This is a genomic window from Pseudomonas sp. TNT3, from assembly GCF_010095445.2.
Classification (GTDB): Bacteria; Pseudomonadota; Gammaproteobacteria; order Pseudomonadales; family Pseudomonadaceae; genus Aquipseudomonas.
Window position 1 is genome coordinate 58921 of the sequence record NZ_WFGV02000018.1, and the last position, 15058, is coordinate 73978.

The 15058-nt window shown below is 57.4% G+C and carries 14 protein-coding genes; 10 read left to right on the top strand and 4 right to left on the bottom strand.

Features of this window, described 5'->3' with window-relative positions; all coding sequences use genetic code 11:
* Positions 1-120: 120 nt before the first annotated feature.
* Positions 121-1815 carry a lactate permease LctP family transporter gene (locus tag GBC55_RS13215; protein ID WP_162437888.1) on the bottom strand — a complete coding sequence of 565 codons (1695 nt, stop codon included), beginning with the start codon at positions 1813-1815 and terminating at the stop codon, positions 121-123.
* A gap of 262 nt (positions 1816-2077) precedes the next feature.
* Here GBC55_RS13215 and GBC55_RS13220 point away from each other — a divergent pair, with 262 nt between their 5' ends.
* Positions 2078-2845: a GntR family transcriptional regulator gene (locus GBC55_RS13220; protein WP_162437889.1), complete on the top strand. Its 768-nt coding sequence runs from the start codon at positions 2078-2080 to the stop codon at positions 2843-2845.
* 130 nt (positions 2846-2975) lie between these two features.
* Here the strand turns inward: GBC55_RS13220 and smpB are convergent, their stop codons facing one another.
* Entirely contained in the window at positions 2976-3458 is a 483-nt protein-coding gene (gene smpB, locus GBC55_RS13225) for an SsrA-binding protein SmpB (RefSeq protein ID WP_150580576.1), read from the bottom strand.
* Positions 3459-3576: 118 nt separating this feature from the next.
* Between smpB and GBC55_RS13230 the strand changes: the two genes are divergently transcribed.
* Genes GBC55_RS13230 through GBC55_RS13240 form a run of 3 tightly spaced genes read left to right on the top strand, consistent with a single transcriptional unit; the run spans position 3577 to position 5729 of the window.
* Positions 3577-4980, top strand: coding sequence for a sodium-dependent transporter (locus GBC55_RS13230; RefSeq protein WP_162437890.1), 1404 nt, complete (start codon positions 3577-3579; stop codon positions 4978-4980).
* A gap of 7 nt (positions 4981-4987) precedes the next feature.
* Positions 4988-5422: a type II toxin-antitoxin system RatA family toxin gene (locus GBC55_RS13235; protein ID WP_162437891.1), complete on the top strand. Its 435-nt coding sequence runs from the start codon at positions 4988-4990 to the stop codon at positions 5420-5422.
* Positions 5415-5729: an RnfH family protein gene (locus GBC55_RS13240; RefSeq protein WP_162437892.1), complete on the top strand. Its 315-nt coding sequence runs from the start codon at positions 5415-5417 to the stop codon at positions 5727-5729. The genes GBC55_RS13235 and GBC55_RS13240 overlap by 8 nt, the downstream gene beginning before the upstream one ends.
* A 60-nt stretch (positions 5730-5789) precedes the next feature.
* On the opposite strand, the gene GBC55_RS13245 is transcribed toward GBC55_RS13240, so the two are convergent.
* Positions 5790-6317, bottom strand: coding sequence for an outer membrane protein assembly factor BamE (locus GBC55_RS13245; RefSeq protein ID WP_162437893.1), 528 nt, complete (start codon positions 6315-6317; stop codon positions 5790-5792).
* Between the two features lie 97 nt (positions 6318-6414).
* Between GBC55_RS13245 and fur the strand changes: the two genes are divergently transcribed.
* Positions 6415-6819, top strand: coding sequence for a ferric iron uptake transcriptional regulator (gene fur, locus GBC55_RS13250; protein ID WP_003197684.1), 405 nt, complete (start codon positions 6415-6417; stop codon positions 6817-6819).
* Positions 6820-6894: 75 nt separating this feature from the next.
* Here the strand turns inward: fur and recN are convergent, their stop codons facing one another.
* Positions 6895-8568 carry a DNA repair protein RecN gene (recN, locus tag GBC55_RS13255; RefSeq protein ID WP_162437894.1) on the bottom strand — a complete coding sequence of 558 codons (1674 nt, stop codon included), beginning with the start codon at positions 8566-8568 and terminating at the stop codon, positions 6895-6897.
* Between the two features lie 240 nt (positions 8569-8808).
* Here recN and grpE point away from each other — a divergent pair, with 240 nt between their 5' ends.
* The 5 genes from grpE (at position 8809) to carA (ending at position 15025) form a co-directional block, all read left to right on the top strand.
* The gene (gene grpE, locus GBC55_RS13260) at positions 8809-9375 is read left to right on the top strand and encodes a nucleotide exchange factor GrpE (protein ID WP_162437895.1); all 567 of its coding nucleotides are present in this window, start codon (positions 8809-8811) and stop codon (positions 9373-9375) included.
* 102 nt (positions 9376-9477) lie between these two features.
* The gene (gene dnaK, locus GBC55_RS13265) at positions 9478-11394 is read left to right on the top strand and encodes a molecular chaperone DnaK (protein WP_162437896.1); all 1917 of its coding nucleotides are present in this window, start codon (positions 9478-9480) and stop codon (positions 11392-11394) included.
* 297 nt (positions 11395-11691) lie between these two features.
* Positions 11692-12816, top strand: coding sequence for a molecular chaperone DnaJ (dnaJ, locus tag GBC55_RS13270; protein ID WP_162437897.1), 1125 nt, complete (start codon positions 11692-11694; stop codon positions 12814-12816).
* Positions 12817-12826: 10 nt separating this feature from the next.
* Positions 12827-13630, top strand: coding sequence for a 4-hydroxy-tetrahydrodipicolinate reductase (gene dapB, locus GBC55_RS13275; RefSeq protein ID WP_162437898.1), 804 nt, complete (start codon positions 12827-12829; stop codon positions 13628-13630).
* Between the two features lie 258 nt (positions 13631-13888).
* Positions 13889-15025: a glutamine-hydrolyzing carbamoyl-phosphate synthase small subunit gene (gene carA / locus GBC55_RS13280; RefSeq protein WP_162437899.1), complete on the top strand. Its 1137-nt coding sequence runs from the start codon at positions 13889-13891 to the stop codon at positions 15023-15025.
* The last annotated feature ends 33 nt before the right edge of the window (positions 15026-15058 follow it).

Here is a 15058-nt window from a genome sequence, read left to right on the forward strand (position 1 = left end):
GTCCGCTGAGGCTGCTGAATATAGTGAGGGAAGCTTTCAGCAGCCTTACAGACCGGGTTGTGAATAGCTGACGCCGTAGTCGTGGTACGGCGTCGGTTTAATGCGTGCAGCGTGTAGTCCTTAGTGCACCAGCATGCCGGTGAACCAGTAGGCCTGGGCCAGGGTGATCAAGCCGACAATCGTCGCGAAGAACAGGCTGTGCTTGAGGGTGAACCGGAACAGGTCGGATTCCTTGCCCACCAGGCCGGTCGCGGCGCAGGCCACGGCGATCGACTGAGGCGAGATCATCTTGCCGGTGACGCCACCGCTGGTGTTCGCGGCGACCAGCAACACATCGCTCACGCCGATTTGGTGTGCCGTGGTGGCTTGCAGCGAGCTGAACAGTGCGTTGGAAGACGTATCGGAACCGGTCAGGAATACGCCCAGCCAACCGAGGAACGGCGAGAAGAACGGGAACGCTGCGCCTGTACCGGCCAATACCAGCGCCATGGTCGAAGACATGCCTGAGTAGTTGGTGACAAAGGCGAAGGCCAGCACCATGCCAATGGATAGAATCGGCCAGCGCAACTCGTAGAAGGTCTCGCGCAAAGTGGTCAGACCAGTTTTGAAGTTGATCTTCAGCACCAGCATCGAGATCAGCGCGGAGAAGAATATCGCCGTGCCTGTAGCCGAAATCGGGTCGAGTTTGAACACGGCGGGGAGAGCGGTCGGAGCGGTCACGATCGGTGCGACCTTGATCACCATCTGGTCCAGGTGCGGAATGGCGAAGTTGAACACCCAGCTGTACATCGAGCCGCCCGCAGCGAACATCGCCTTGAACGGTTTCAGGGTCCAGATAGTCACCAGCACGGTGAGGATCAGGAAGGGAGACCAGGCTTTGAAAATCTCACCCAGGCTGTAGGGAGAGGCAACGGTGCTGCGCGGCAAGCCGAAACCACCGGCGCTGGCGGTTACGACAGACGCGGAGACTGCACCGGCGATGTGTTGGCCGGCGGTGCGTTTCGGCTGCCAGACTTTCAGGAACAGCGTCAGGGAAATCAGGCTGGCGAGCGCCGAGGTGATGTCCGGCAGCTCAGGCCCGATGAAGTTCGACGTGAAGTATTGGGTGACAGCGAAGCTCAAGCCCGCCACCAGTGCCGCCGGCCAGGTTTCGCGGACGCCACGCATGCCGTCCATCATGAACACCAGCCAGAACGGCACGAATAGCGACAGCAGCGGCAGTTGGCGACCGGTCATTGCGCCGATCTTGAAGGCGTCGATGCCGGTAACTTGCCCGGCGACAATAATCGGAATGCCCAAGGCGCCGAAGGCCACTGGCGCCGTGTTCGCAATCAGGCATAACCCGGCAGCGTACAGCGGGTTGAACCCCAGTCCTACCAACAGCGCGGCGGTAATCGCCACAGGTGCGCCGAAACCGGCTGCGCCTTCCAGGAAGGCACCGAAGCAGAAGCCGATCAACAGCACCTGCAGCCGCTGATCGTCAGTGATCGACAGCACGGAGCTGCGGATCACTTCGAACTGGCCGCTTTTGACCGTCAATTTGTAGAGGAACACCGCTGCCACGATGATCCACGCGATGGGCCAAAGGCCGTAGGCGAAGCCATAGCCGGCTGCGGCGAACGCCATGTCGACCGGCATCTGGAAGGCAAAGATCGCTACTGCAATCGACAGGGCCAGCGTAATGCTGCCTGCCACATGGCCTTTGAGGCGAAACACTGCCAAAGCGAGGAAGAAAAACACGATGGGAATGACGGCGGCGAGTGCGGACAGGCCGAGGCTGCCGAGCGGACTGTAGAGCTGTTGCCAGGTTTGCATATGGGATGGCCCCTAATTGTTGTTGGTCAGGCACTGATGAGCGTTCTTGGTTAATTGGTAATACCAATTTACAATCGCTGTTGGCTAGGGTAAAAGCCTTGTAGGCGGTGTGTCAATTTGTCGCCCTAAAACTTTTGTCGCAGGCAGGGTGCAGAGGCTGATTTGTTTACGCTGTCGAGCGTCGTCTGGTAGGTGCTGCTGCAGCGCGGATAGGCCAGAATAGAGACCCCGGCGAGCTGCCGGGATCGTGGAGAATTGAGTTATGGGGTTTGATCAGATTCGTCAGCGCCGTTTGTCTGACGATATTGTCGAGCAACTCGAGGAGATGATTCTTGAGGGGACGCTGAAGTCCGGCGAGCGTTTGCCGGCCGAACGTGCACTCGCCGAACAGTTCGGGGTGTCACGTCCTTCGTTGCGTGAGGCGATTCAAAAACTGGCGGCCAAGGGCTTGCTGGTCAGTCGCCAAGGCGGTGGCAACTATGTGGTGGAGTCGCTGGGGTCGACATTCAGCGATCCGCTGTTGCACCTGTTGGAGAGCAATCCAGAAGCCCAGCGCGACCTGCTTGAATTTCGCCACACGCTGGAAGCGTCCTGCGCCTATTACGCAGCGTTGCGCGCCACTGATGTGGATCGTGAGCGGCTGACTGCTGCGTTCAATGAACTGCAGGATTGCTATACCCGTCACGACGAAGTCAGCCGGGCGGAGGAGGGGGCCGCTGATGCGAAATTCCACCTCGCGATTGCCGAGGCCAGTCATAACGCGGTTTTACTGCACACGATTCGTGGGCTGTTCGATCTGCTCAAGCGCAACGTGGTGACAAACATTGGCGGGATGTACAAGCAGCGTACGGAAACTCGCGACATGTTGATTACTCAGCACCGTGAGTTGTACCTGGCGATAGTCGAGGGACGGGCGGAGCAGGCGCGGGAAGTGTCCAGTCGGCACATTTTGTACGTGCAGGAAGTGCTGGAGGAGGTGCGGCAGGAAGTTCAGCGCATGGCTCGAGCGGAGCGGCGCAAGGGGACGTAGTCAGTCAGAGTTTGTGTCGGGTTTGCAATCGCCATCGCGAGCAGGCTCGCCCCCACATTTGTTTGTGTTGTTCACAAATCCACTGTGGGAGCGAGCCTGCTCGCGATGGTGGCCTCAGGCAAAAGGAGGATTAATCTTCCTTGCCCTTGTTCCGCACTGCACGCTGCAGCTCTCGGCCGGCATCGCGTTCGCGCTCGGTATCACGCTTGTCGTATTCCTTCTTGCCCTTGCCCAGAGCGATCTCGCACTTGACCATGTGCTTGCTCCAGTACCAGGACAGGCATACGCAGGCATAACCCTTTTGCTGCACGGCAGAGGCCAGCTTTTCCAGCTCGCGCCGGTTGAGCAGCAACTTTCGGGTGCGGGTCGGATCGGCGATGACGTGGGTGCTTGCGGTCATCAGCGGCGTGATATGGCTGCCGAGCAGCCAGGCTTCGCCATCCTTGAGCAGTACATAACTGTCAACCAGTTGCAGCTTGCTCGCCCGCAAACTCTTTACTTCCCAGCCGGCCAGGACCAGACCAGCCTCGAACCGATGTTCGATGAAGTAATCGTGTCGCGCCTTTTTATTTTGCGCGATGGTCCCTGTGGGGTGTTTCTTCTGTTTAGCCATAGGGGCGGCATTATAGGGAGTTGCGCGCGAGTCGGCTACGGTATCGCTACGTGCTTGAGCAGGTTGATTGAATCCCGGACAATGCGCCCTCTTTTTTGAACGCTTGGGCGTGATAACGATGTCGACAGACAAGGTTTCTGTCCACGGCAGTTGGGCTAGCCGCTGGGTCTTCATACTCGCCGCGACCGGTTCGGCCGTGGGCCTGGGTAGTATCTGGAAATTCCCTTACATGGTCGGCGTCTATGGCGGGGGCGCCTTCGTGCTGATGTTCCTGGCCTGTATCGCGTTGATCGGTGTGCCGGTCATGCTGGCTGAAACCCTGATCGGCCGTCGCGCCCGGCAAAGTCCGGCCAATGCCTTGAAGGTGCTGGCAATAGAAGCGGGGCATTCGGGCAAGTGGTCCTGGGGGGCATTCGCCGGGATGATCACGGCGTTGCTGATCCTGTCTTTCTATAGTGTGGTGGGCGGCTGGTCGCTCGATTACATCATCGACATGGGGCGTGGGGACTTTCAGGGCGTCACGCCAGACCAGGTCGGCGCGTACTTTGGCAATGTAATCGCCGACCCTTGGCGCCTGACACTTTGGCACACGGTTTTCATGCTCCTGTCAGCCGTTGTGATCGCCAAAGGCGTGGTTGCCGGGCTTGAGCGCAGCTTGCGGATCATGATGCCGTTGCTCTTTGTGATGATCCTGGTGCTGTTGGGTTACAGCATGACCACCGGGCATTTCATGGAAGGCGTGCATTTCATGTTCGACTTCCATCCGGAAAAAGTGCTCGATGGCTTGCTGCCAGCGATGGGGCACGCCTTCTTTTCCCTGAGTGTCGGCGTTGGCTCGATCATGATCTACGGCGCCTACATGCCGAAGAATTCGTCGATTTCCGGTACTGTCGTAGGTGTAGCGCTGCTGGATACGTTCGTATCCCTTGTCGCTGGTCTGGCATTGTTTCCAATTGTGTTCGCTGCGGGCTTGAACCCAAGCGAAGGCCCGGGCCTGATGTTTGTCAGCCTTCCTTTTGCTTTTGGCAACGTGGCTTTCGGTCAGTTGATGGGCGTCGTGTTCTTCGTGCTGGTCGCAGTTGCAGCCTGGAGTTCGGCGATTTCGTTGCTGGAGCCGATGGTGGCTTATCTGGTTGAACGAACCAAAGTCCGACGCGCCTGGGTGACTTTCTGGTTGGCGTTCACCTGCTGGTTCGTAGGGTTGGGCACGGTTTTTTCCTTCAATATCTGGAAGGAAGCCAAGTTTTTCGTGAACGAAGGCGGAATGTTCCACCTCTATCAATGGGGTGCGGCAGGCGGTCTGGACTTCTTCGGCGTGATCGATTTCTTCACCTCGCGGATCATGCTGCCTCTCGGTGGTTTATGTTTCGTGGTGTTTGCAGGCTGGGTGATGGGCCGTGAGGCCGTGCGTGATGAGTTGTCGATCCGCAGTCCGGTACTGTTTAACCTGTCCTTGTTTTTGATGCGCTATGTGGCGCCCATCGGCATTCTTGTAGTGTTTGCCGCCCAGCTGTGGAAGTGACGCTGACATGACGACACATATTCAACGTTCGGCCCTGCTGCCTTATCCGGCGCAAGCGCTGTACGACCTGGTAAACGACGTGGCGCGTTACCCGGAGTTCTTGCCGTGGTGCTCGTCAGCGGAGGTGCTGGAAAGCTCGCCCGAGCATATGCGCGCGAGTGTCGGTGTAGCCAAAGGTGGCCTCAGCCAGCATTTCGTAACGCGCAATACGTTGGTGCCCGGTCATTCCATCGAGATGAATCTCGAGGAAGGGCCATTCAATCAGCTGCATGGTGTCTGGGTCTTCAAGCCTTTGAGCGATAAAGCCTGCAAGATCAGCCTGGACTTGTCGTTCGACTACGCCGGGCCGATTATCCGCGCGACCTTGGGACCGTTGTTCAATCAGGCGGCTAACACGTTGGTGGATGCGTTCTGTCAACGTGCCAAGCAAATGCATGGTTGAGGACATGATCGAGGTCGAGGTGGTTTACGCCGCCATTGATCGTCAGGTGCTTCTCAGTGTGAAGGTGCCGGCGGTGGCGACAGTGCGAGAGGCGTTGCAGCAGTCAGGTGTTGGAAAGGAATTTCCAGAGCTGAATCTCGCCGATTGTCCTGTCGGGATATTCGGCAAAGTGATCAGCGATCCGGACAGCCGTTTGGTGAAAGCGGGTGACCGCATTGAAATTTACCGACCATTGCTCGCCGATCCGAAAGAAGTTCGCCGGTTACGTGCAGCCAAGGCCGCCGAGACCAAGGCTCGAAACCAGTGATCTGCTAAACACCAGACAATAAAAAACCCGGACAAGCCGGGTTTTTTAATGCGTCGCAAATTATTGCGGCGTGGTGTCCAGTGGTTCTGGAGTCGGGACTGGTACGGTTTCTACGCCGTCCACGTCCTTCTGGATCTGATCCAGCAACGAACCTGGTTTGACCGGTTTTTCCGGTTTCGGCTTCTCGACGTTTTCTGCAGGCGCGGTCACATTTGTGTCGCTATCCTTACCGAGAATGGCTTCGTCACGGCTCACGCCCGGCATGAAATCGCCGGAGAGGCTGACAAGTTGATCATTTGGGTTGAAGATAACGCTAATGCGTTCCTGTTGGCGTTCACCGCCACCCGGTTGCAGGCTGTACAGATAATCCCAGCGATCGGCATGGAACGTGTCGGTCAGCAGAGGGTTACCCATGATAAACCGTACTTGCCGACGGGTCATTCCCGGGCGTAACTGGTCTATCATGTCCTGCGTGACGACATTGCCCTGCTGGATGTCGATTTTGTAAACCCCGGGGAATGAACAACCGGCGAGTGCGAGCAGTCCCACAAAGGTGAAACTGGTTAGCAAGAGCTTGGTGTTTTGCATCGGTGGGCGACTTCCACTATCTTGGCTGGGACAACGTAAACGCCGATCATACCCGCATTAAGAGAAGCTGCGAAGCAGCATCGCGAGAAAGCTGACCATGGTTGAAAATAGCGAACTACGCAAAGCCGGCCTCAAAGTGACCCTTCCACGGGTCAAAATTCTGCAAATGCTCGATTCCGCCGAGCAACGCCACATGAGTGCCGAGGATGTTTACAAGGCGCTGATGGAGGCTGGTGAGGACGTCGGTCTGGCCACGGTTTACCGTGTACTGACTCAGTTCGAGGCAGCTGGCCTTGTGGTGCGGCACAACTTCGACGGAGGCCATGCGGTCTTCGAGCTGGACGACGGCAAGCATCACGACCATATGGTCAACGTCGAAACCAGCGAAGTGATCGAATTCTTCGACGAAGAAATCGAGCGTCTGCAGAAAGCCATTGTCGATAAGTATGGCTTTGAGATGGTTGATCACAATCTTGTGCTGTACGTACGCAAGAAAAAGTAAGCATGTCGCGCGAACTTAAGGTTCGCGAAACGAGCGAAGGCGACCCCAGGGTCGCCTTCGTGCTGTCTGCCTTCTTTAAATTCTCGCGGTAACTACCATCTTCTTAGCGTGCGCCAGGGATTCCTTGGTCAGGTCGATGCCACCCAGCATCCTCGCCACCTCTTCGACACGGTCATTTTTGCTTAGCTTGGAGACGGCTGTACGGGTTGCATCTTCGCCACGCACCTTGTGCACGAATAGATGCTGGTGTCCTTGGGCTGCGACTTGCGGCAAGTGAGTCACGGTCAGTACCTGGCCACGTTCTCCGAGGCGTCGCAGCAACTGGCCGACAATCTCGGCTGTTGGTCCACCGATTCCCACGTCCACTTCGTCGAACACCAGCGTAGGCACGCGTGAGGTCTGGGCAGTGATGACCTGAATGGCCAGGCTGATTCGTGACAACTCGCCGCCAGATGCTACTTTCGCCAGCGCTTTAAGCGGCTGCCCGGGGTTGGCGCTGACCAGCAGTTCAACCTGTTCAAGTCCATTGGGCAGCAATTCATCGCTGGTGTTGGGGCGCAGTTCAATGGTGAAGCGGCCGCCGGGCATGCCCAGTCGCTGGATCTCCTGCTCCACGGCAGCAGCGAGACTGCTAGAAGCTTGATGGCGAAGGTCGCTGAGCTCCCGGGCTTTTTCCTGGTAGTGACGGGCGTAGGAAGCGAGTTCGTCGCTCAGTCGCTCGATGGATTCATCGTTGGCATTCAATGTTTCAATTTCATCAAGCAGGCGCTGCTGCATCTCGGCCACTTCGGTCGGCTGGATGCGATGTTTGCGTGCCATGGTGTAGATCGCATCAAGGCGCTCTTCCAGGTACTGAAGGCGCGCCGGGTCGGCATCAAAGTTATCGAGGAAGCGGTTCAGTTCGCCCACGGCTTCTTCAACCTGAATCTGCGCACTGGTCAATAAGCTGCTGGCCTCGCCGAGCGCGCCGATCGAATTGTTCACGCTGGACAATCGATTAAGGCTGGCGGTAAGGGCGTTCAGGACATTGCCGGAGTCACTTTCGCTGCACTGTTCGACCACTTGCCGACAGATGCCCAGCAAGGTTTCGGCGTTGGTGAGGTTCTTGTGCTCGTGCTCCAATTGCTCCAGCTCGTTCTCGCCAAGGCCCAGATTTTCAAGCTCTTCGAGTTGGTAGCTGAGCAATTGGTGGCGGGCGCGCTGTTCGTCACCGGAGTTGGAAAGGCGTTCCAGCTCCTGTCGTGTCTGGCGCCATCGCTGGGCGGCCAGTTGAACGTGGCGGGCAAGATCGGTAGCGCCCGCGTACTCGTCAAGCAGGCGGCGGTGTGTATCGGTCTTCAGTAGAGACTGGTGTTCGTGCTGGCTATGAATATCGATCAACAGCTCGCCCAGGGACTTGAGGTCGCCAAGCGGGCACGGAGTGCCATTGATGTAACCGCGCGAGCGTCCTTCGGCTGTGATCACCCGGCGCAGGATGCACGGACCGTCACTGTCGAGGTCGCGCTCAGCGAGCCAGGCGCTTGCTTCTGGAATGTCGACCAGGTCAAAGGTTGCCAGGATATCGGCCTTGTCTGCTCCGGGGCGGACTACGCCACTGTCGGCACGATCACCGAGGGTCAAGCCCAGCGCGTCGAGCATGATCGACTTGCCGGCACCGGTTTCCCCTGTGATCACGCTCATCCCGCGATCAAGTTCAAGATCGAGATGTTCAACGATGGCGTAGTTGTGTACAGACAGGTGCACCAGCATAGAGGCCGCTCCCAGGTGTTAGGTCTGGTTATTTATACAGTGTTTTCAAGCGGGCTGACAATGCCCTCGCTTAGCTCTATTTGTTTGAATGGGAGCAATCCTTAGGCCGCCATGAATTCACAATGCAGCTCTTTTTGTAGGGTTAATACGACTCGACCCCTTGAAGCTTAATTTTGCGGCCCCATATAGCTGGGCAGAAGCGCGAGTTGAGCTCGCGGACGATATTGAAAGGAGAAATCTATGGCTGACGAACAGACAGTGGATACGCAAAATCTAGACGCCAATAAGGGCCCCGAGGCTTCGGGTGAAGACCTGGCGGCACGTGTACAAGTGCTCGAAGAGCAGCTGGCAGGCGCGCAGGATCAGGCTTTGCGTGTTGCCGCCGATCTGCAGAACGTCCGCCGTCGCGCCGAGCAGGACGTAGAGAAAGCTCACAAATTTGCGCTGGAAAAATTCGCCGCTGACCTGCTGCCGATTATCGACAGCCTGGAGCGCGGCCTGGAGTTGTCCAGTCCGGATGACGAAAGCATTCGTCCAATGCGTGAAGGCATTGAGCTGACCCTGAAGATGTTCCAGGACACCCTCAAGCGTTATCAGCTGGAAGCGATCGACCCGCATGGCGAACCGTTCAACGCCGTTCATCACCAGGCGATGGCCATGCAGGAAAGCGCTGATGTCGAGCCGAACAGCGTCCTCAAGGTATTCCAGAAGGGCTACCAGCTTAATGGCCGCCTGTTGCGCCCGGCCATGGTCGTGGTCAGCAAGGCTCCATCACCAGTTGCGCCTTCGATTGACGAGCAGGCTTGAAATTAGCCGCAAGGCCCCCATTTAGAAGTCAAGCGTTTAAGTACTACCGCAGTTAGCCATCACTGCTGCGGCAACCAAATCCAAAGTTTCGGGAGAGTGAACATGGGCAAAATTATCGGTATCGACCTGGGGACTACCAACTCCTGCGTCTCCGTGCTTGAAAACGGCGTAGCCAAAGTTATTGAAAATGCTGAAGGCGCGCGTACCACGCCGTCGATCATCGCTTACGCCAACGATGGCGAGATCCTGGTTGGCCAGTCCGCCAAGCGTCAGGCAGTGACCAATCCGCACAACACCCTGTATGCGGTGAAGCGTCTGATCGGTCGCAAGTTCGACGAAGAAGTCGTACAGAAAGACATCAAGATGGTCCCTTACAAAATCGCCAAGGCTGACAATGGCGATGCTTGGGTTGAAGTGAACGGCCAGAAAATGTCGCCGCCACAAATCTCGGCTGAAATTCTGAAGAAAATGAAGAAGACCGCCGAAGACTACCTCGGCGAGCCAGTGACTGAAGCGGTGATCACCGTTCCGGCCTACTTCAACGACAGCCAGCGTCAGGCGACCAAAGACGCCGGCCGTATCGCGGGTCTGGACGTTAAACGCATCATCAACGAACCAACCGCAGCCGCTTTGGCTTACGGTATGGACAAGGCGAAAGGCGATCACACCGTGATCGTTTACGACCTGGGTGGCGGTACGTTCGACGTTTCCGTGATCGAAATCGCTGAAGTGGATGGCGAGCACCAGTTCGAAGTTTTGGCCACCAACGGTGACACGTTCCTGGGCGGTGAAGACTTTGACATTCGTCTGATCGACTACCTCGTCGACGAATTCAAGAAAGAAAGCGGCATGAACCTTAAAGGTGATCCGCTGGCCATGCAGCGCCTGAAAGAAGCCGCTGAAAAAGCCAAGATCGAGCTGTCTTCTGCTTTGTCGACCGACGTGAACCTGCCGTACATCACTGCAGACGCTACCGGTCCTAAGCACTTGAACGTGAAAATCTCCCGCGCCAAGCTGGAAGCGCTGGTAGAAGACCTGGTTCAACGCACTATCGAGCCTTGCCGCATTGCTCTGAAAGACTCCGGCATCGACGTTGGCGCTATCAACGACGTGATCCTGGTAGGCGGTCAGACCCGTATGCCACTGGTTCAGAAGCTGGTAACCGAGTTCTTCGGTAAAGAAGCTCGTAAAGATGTGAACCCGGACGAAGCCGTTGCCATGGGTGCTGCAATCCAGGGCGCAGTATTGGCCGGTGATGTTAAAGACGTTCTGTTGCTCGACGTCAGCCCGCTGACTCTGGGTATCGAAACCATGGGCGGCGTGATGACTGCGCTGATCGAGAAAAACACCACGATTCCTACCAAGAAATCGCAAGTGTTCTCGACTGCCGACGACAACCAGGGCGCTGTGACCATTCACGTGCTGCAAGGTGAACGTAAGCAAGCAGCTCAGAACAAGTCCTTGGGCAAGTTCGACCTGGCCGAGATTCCACCAGCACCACGTGGCGTGCCACAAATCGAAGTGACCTTCGACATCGACGCCAACGGCATTCTGCACGTAGGCGCCAAAGACAAGGCCACTGGCAAGACTCAGTCGATCGTCATCAAGGCTAACTCGGGTCTGTCCGAGGAAGAAATTCAGCAGATGATTCGTGATGCTGAAACCAACGCTGACGAAGACCGCAAGTTCGAAGAACTCGCAGCTGCCCGTAACCAGGGCGACGCACTGGTTCACTCGACTCGCAAAATGGTCGCAGACGCTGGCGATAAAGTGAGCGCTGAAGAGAAGACTGCAATCGAAGCGGCAGTGGTTGCCCTGGAAGCCGCCGTTAAAGGCGACGACAAGGCTGCCATCGAAGCCAAGGTTGAAGAACTGTCGAAAGTCTCCGCTCCAGTGGCGCAGAAGATGTACGCCGAACAGGCTCAGCCTGCTGAAGGCGCTGCACCGCAAGGCGAGTCGGCTGAGAAGGCTGATGACGTTGTCGATGCCGAGTTCGAAGAAGTCAAAGACCAGAAGTAAGTTGTTGGTCGCCCGGTTGACTGCCTTAAGGCGGTGACTGGTAGGATGTCGCCGCGCGGGAGCCTGCTCCCGCGTTGGCGTGTCTGGAGTACACGAATTTTTACAGCATGCGACAACGCTCGCGCGCTGGTGGTATGGCCGAAGATGCTCCTGCTTTTCGAGCTGAAAGTACCGCAATGAATCAAAGACCAGGATCGTTGAATTGACGTGAGTTGGGTCCGGGCCTGTATTGGGGCTCAACGAGTTTGGCGAGGTTCAGGAGAGCTTTGTCGAACGTCCTTAAGAGTGCAAAGACTTATGGCAAAGCGTGACTATTACGAAGTATTGGGTGTTGAGCGTGGCTCAAGCGAAGCAGACCTGAAGAAGGCCTACCGCCGCCTGGCAATGAAGCACCACCCAGACCGTAATCCCGATGACAAAGCATCGGAAGAGCTGTTCAAAGAGGCCAACGAAGCCTACGAAGTACTGTCCGATTCCGGTAAGCGTGCGGCCTACGATCAGTACGGTCATGCCGGTGTCGACCCGAGTATGGGTGGCGGTGGTGCCGGGTTTGGTGGGCAGAATTTCTCCGACATCTTTGGTGATGTCTTCAGTGATTTCTTCGGTGGCGGTCGCGGCGGTACCCGTGGCGGCGCTCAGCGTGGCAGTGACCTGCGGTACACGCTGGAGCTGAACCTGGAAGAGGCGGTGCGCGGTACGACGGTGAATATCCGCGTTCCGACATTGGTTAATTGCAAACCGTGTGACGGCTCGGGTGCCAAGAAAGGCTCCTCGCCAGTCACGTGCCCGACGTGTGGCGGTATCGGTCAGGTTCGTATGCAGCAGGGTTTCTTCTCTGTGCAGCAGACCTGCCCGCGCTGTCATGGTCAGGGCAAGATCATTTCCGATCCGTGCGATTCCTGCCACGGCGAAGGTCGTGTCGAAGAGTACAAAACCCTCTCCGTCAAAGTCCCGGCCGGCGTTGATACCGGCGATCGCATTCGTCTGTCCGGTGAGGGCGAGGCGGGTGCTCAGGGCGGCCCGACGGGCGACCTGTATGTGGTGATCAACGTGCGCGAGCACGCGATCTTCCAGCGTGACGGCAAGCATTTGTTTTGCGAAGTGCCAATCAGCTTCGTTGATGCCGCGCTGGGCGGCGAGCTGGAGATTCCAACCCTGGATGGTCGGGTCAAACTGAAAATCCCGGAGGGGACCCAGACCGGCAAGCAGTTCCGTGTTCGTGGCAAAGGCGTCGCGCCGGTGCGTGGCGGTGGTGCTGGTGATCTGATGTGCCGTGTAGCGGTGGAGACTCCGGTCAACCTGGGGCGTCGTCAGCGTGAATTGCTGGAAGAGTTCCGCAGCTCGCTGGAGGACGACAATAGTCACTCGCCGAAAACCACCGGTTGGTTCGAAGGCGTGAAGCGCTTCTTCGGCGATTTGTAAGGAGGCAGGCATGCGACGTATTGCAGTGATGGGCGCCGCGGGGCGCATGGGTAAAACCTTGATCGAAGCTGTTCAGCAGACGCCGGGCGCGGGTTTGACGGCGGCTGTCGATCGTCCTGACAGCACCTTGGTCGGTGCGGATGCCGGTGAGCTGGCGGCGCTGGGTCGTATTGGCGTACCGCTGTCCGGTGATCTGGCTCGAGTCGTCGACGAGTTCGACGTGCTGATCGATTTCACACACCCGACAGTCACCCTGAAAAACCTCGCGTTCTGCCGCAAGCACGGTAAAGCGATGATTATCGGTACCACCGGTTTCAGCGTTGAAGAGAAGCAGTTGCTGGCGGAGGCGGGCAAGGACATCCCGATCGTCTTCGCGGCCAACTTCAGTGTCGGCGTTAATCTGTGCTTGAAGTTGCTCGATACGGCTGCTCGTGTGTTGGGTGATGATGTCGACATCGAAATCACCGAAGCTCACCATCGCCATAAAGTCGATGCGCCTTCAGGTACCGCTGTGCGCATGGGTGAAGTCATCGCCGATGCGCTGGGGCGTGACCTGAAGAAGGTGGCGGTCTATGGTCGGGAAGGCCAGACCGGTGCCCGCGAGCGCGAAACGATCGGTTTCGCAACTGTACGTGCGGGTGACATCGTTGGTGATCACACCGTGCTGTTCGCCGCCGATGGCGAGCGTGTCGAGATTACTCACAAGGCTTCCAGCCGGATGACCTTCGCCAAGGGTGCGGTTCGTGCCGCATTGTGGCTCGATGGTCGCGAGCCAGGCCTCTACGACATGCAAGACGTGCTCGACCTGCGTTAATATGCATCCGGAATCGGGTTCAAACATCGTGTTTGAGCCCGGTTTTACTCCGCCAAGCGACGACCTGTCGCATTCTCCAGCCTTTCGGGCTCATTGGCGGTAGACCAAAATTGCCTTTTTCTGTAAGCTACAGCTTTAGTGTGTTCACTAAAAGCGCGCAGAATAATTCAGTGAATGAGCGGAGTGACGTGTCCATACGTCACTCCGCTTTTTTACACCTGCGATCGCCCTTTCAGGCTTTATTTACGGGAGGTCTTCTTGACTAAGCCAGCCATACTCGCCCTTGCTGATGGCAGCATTTTTCGCGGCGAAGCCATTGGAGCCGACGGTCAAACCGTTGGTGAGGTGGTGTTTAACACCGCAATGACCGGCTATCAGGAAATCCTTACCGATCCTTCCTACGCCCAACAAATCGTTACCCTGACTTACCCGCATATCGGCAACACCGGCACCACGCCGGAAGACGCCGAGTCCGACCGCGTATGGTCCGCTGGCCTGGTTATCCGTGACCTGCCACTGGTTGCGAGCAACTGGCGTAACACGATGTCCCTGTCCGATTACCTGAAAGCCAACAATGTTGTGGCTATCGCCGGTATCGACACTCGCCGCCTGACCCGCATCCTGCGTGAGAAAGGCGCACAGAACGGCTGCATCATGGCCGGTGACAACATCTCCGAAGAAGCCGCCATCGCCGCTGCCCAGGGTTTCCCTGGCCTGAAAGGCATGGACCTGGCAAAAGTCGTCAGCACCAAAGAGAAGTACGAGTGGCGTTCGACTGTCTGGGACCTGAAAACCGACAGCCACGCAACCATCGATGCCTCCGAGCTGCCGTACCACGTGGTTGCCTACGACTACGGCGTCAAGCTGAACATCCTGCGCATGCTGGTCGCGCGCGGTTGCCGCGTCACCGTAGTACCGGCGCAGACGCCTGCTGCTGACGTACTGGCGATGAAACCAGACGGCGTGTTCCTGTCCAACGGCCCAGGTGACCCTGAGCCTTGCGACTACGCGATCCAGGCGATCAAGGACGTGCTGGAAACCGAGACCCCGGTGTTCGGCATCTGCCTCGGTCACCAGCTGCTGGCCTTGGCCTCCGGCGCCAAGACCCTGAAAATGGGCCATGGTCACCACGGTGCCAACCACCCGGTCCAGGATCTGGATACCGGTGTTGTGATGATCACCAGCCAAAACCATGGTTTTGCGGTAGACGACGCAACCCTGCCTGCCAACGTACGTGCGATTCACAAGTCGCTGTTCGACGGCACCCTGCAAGGGATCGAGCGCACCGACAAGAGCGCCTTCAGCTTCCAGGGTCACCCTGAAGCCAGCCCTGGCCCGAACGACGTAGCGCCTCTGTTTGATCGCTTCATCAATGAAATGGCCAAGCGACGCTAATCGCCAGCCCTGATGCAGCAAAGCTTGAGGGTG

What these genes read in the sequence shown, in the direction of transcription:
- GBC55_RS13215 (WP_162437888.1), bottom strand. Translation starts at nt 1,815, where the DNA reads ATGCAAACCTGGCAACAGCTCTACAGTCCGCTCGGCAGCCTCGGCCTG.
- GBC55_RS13220 (WP_162437889.1), top strand. Translation starts at nt 2,078, where the DNA reads ATGGGGTTTGATCAGATTCGTCAGCGCCGTTTGTCTGACGATATTGTC.
- smpB (WP_150580576.1), bottom strand. Translation starts at nt 3,458, where the DNA reads ATGGCTAAACAGAAGAAACACCCCACAGGGACCATCGCGCAAAATAAA.
- GBC55_RS13230 (WP_162437890.1), top strand. Translation starts at nt 3,577, where the DNA reads ATGTCGACAGACAAGGTTTCTGTCCACGGCAGTTGGGCTAGCCGCTGG.
- GBC55_RS13235 (WP_162437891.1), top strand. Translation starts at nt 4,988, where the DNA reads ATGACGACACATATTCAACGTTCGGCCCTGCTGCCTTATCCGGCGCAA.
- GBC55_RS13240 (WP_162437892.1), top strand. Translation starts at nt 5,415, where the DNA reads ATGGTTGAGGACATGATCGAGGTCGAGGTGGTTTACGCCGCCATTGAT.
- GBC55_RS13245 (WP_162437893.1), bottom strand. Translation starts at nt 6,317, where the DNA reads ATGCAAAACACCAAGCTCTTGCTAACCAGTTTCACCTTTGTGGGACTG.
- fur (WP_003197684.1), top strand. Translation starts at nt 6,415, where the DNA reads ATGGTTGAAAATAGCGAACTACGCAAAGCCGGCCTCAAAGTGACCCTT.
- recN (WP_162437894.1), bottom strand. Translation starts at nt 8,568, where the DNA reads ATGCTGGTGCACCTGTCTGTACACAACTACGCCATCGTTGAACATCTC.
- grpE (WP_162437895.1), top strand. Translation starts at nt 8,809, where the DNA reads ATGGCTGACGAACAGACAGTGGATACGCAAAATCTAGACGCCAATAAG.
- dnaK (WP_162437896.1), top strand. Translation starts at nt 9,478, where the DNA reads ATGGGCAAAATTATCGGTATCGACCTGGGGACTACCAACTCCTGCGTC.
- dnaJ (WP_162437897.1), top strand. Translation starts at nt 11,692, where the DNA reads ATGGCAAAGCGTGACTATTACGAAGTATTGGGTGTTGAGCGTGGCTCA.
- dapB (WP_162437898.1), top strand. Translation starts at nt 12,827, where the DNA reads ATGCGACGTATTGCAGTGATGGGCGCCGCGGGGCGCATGGGTAAAACC.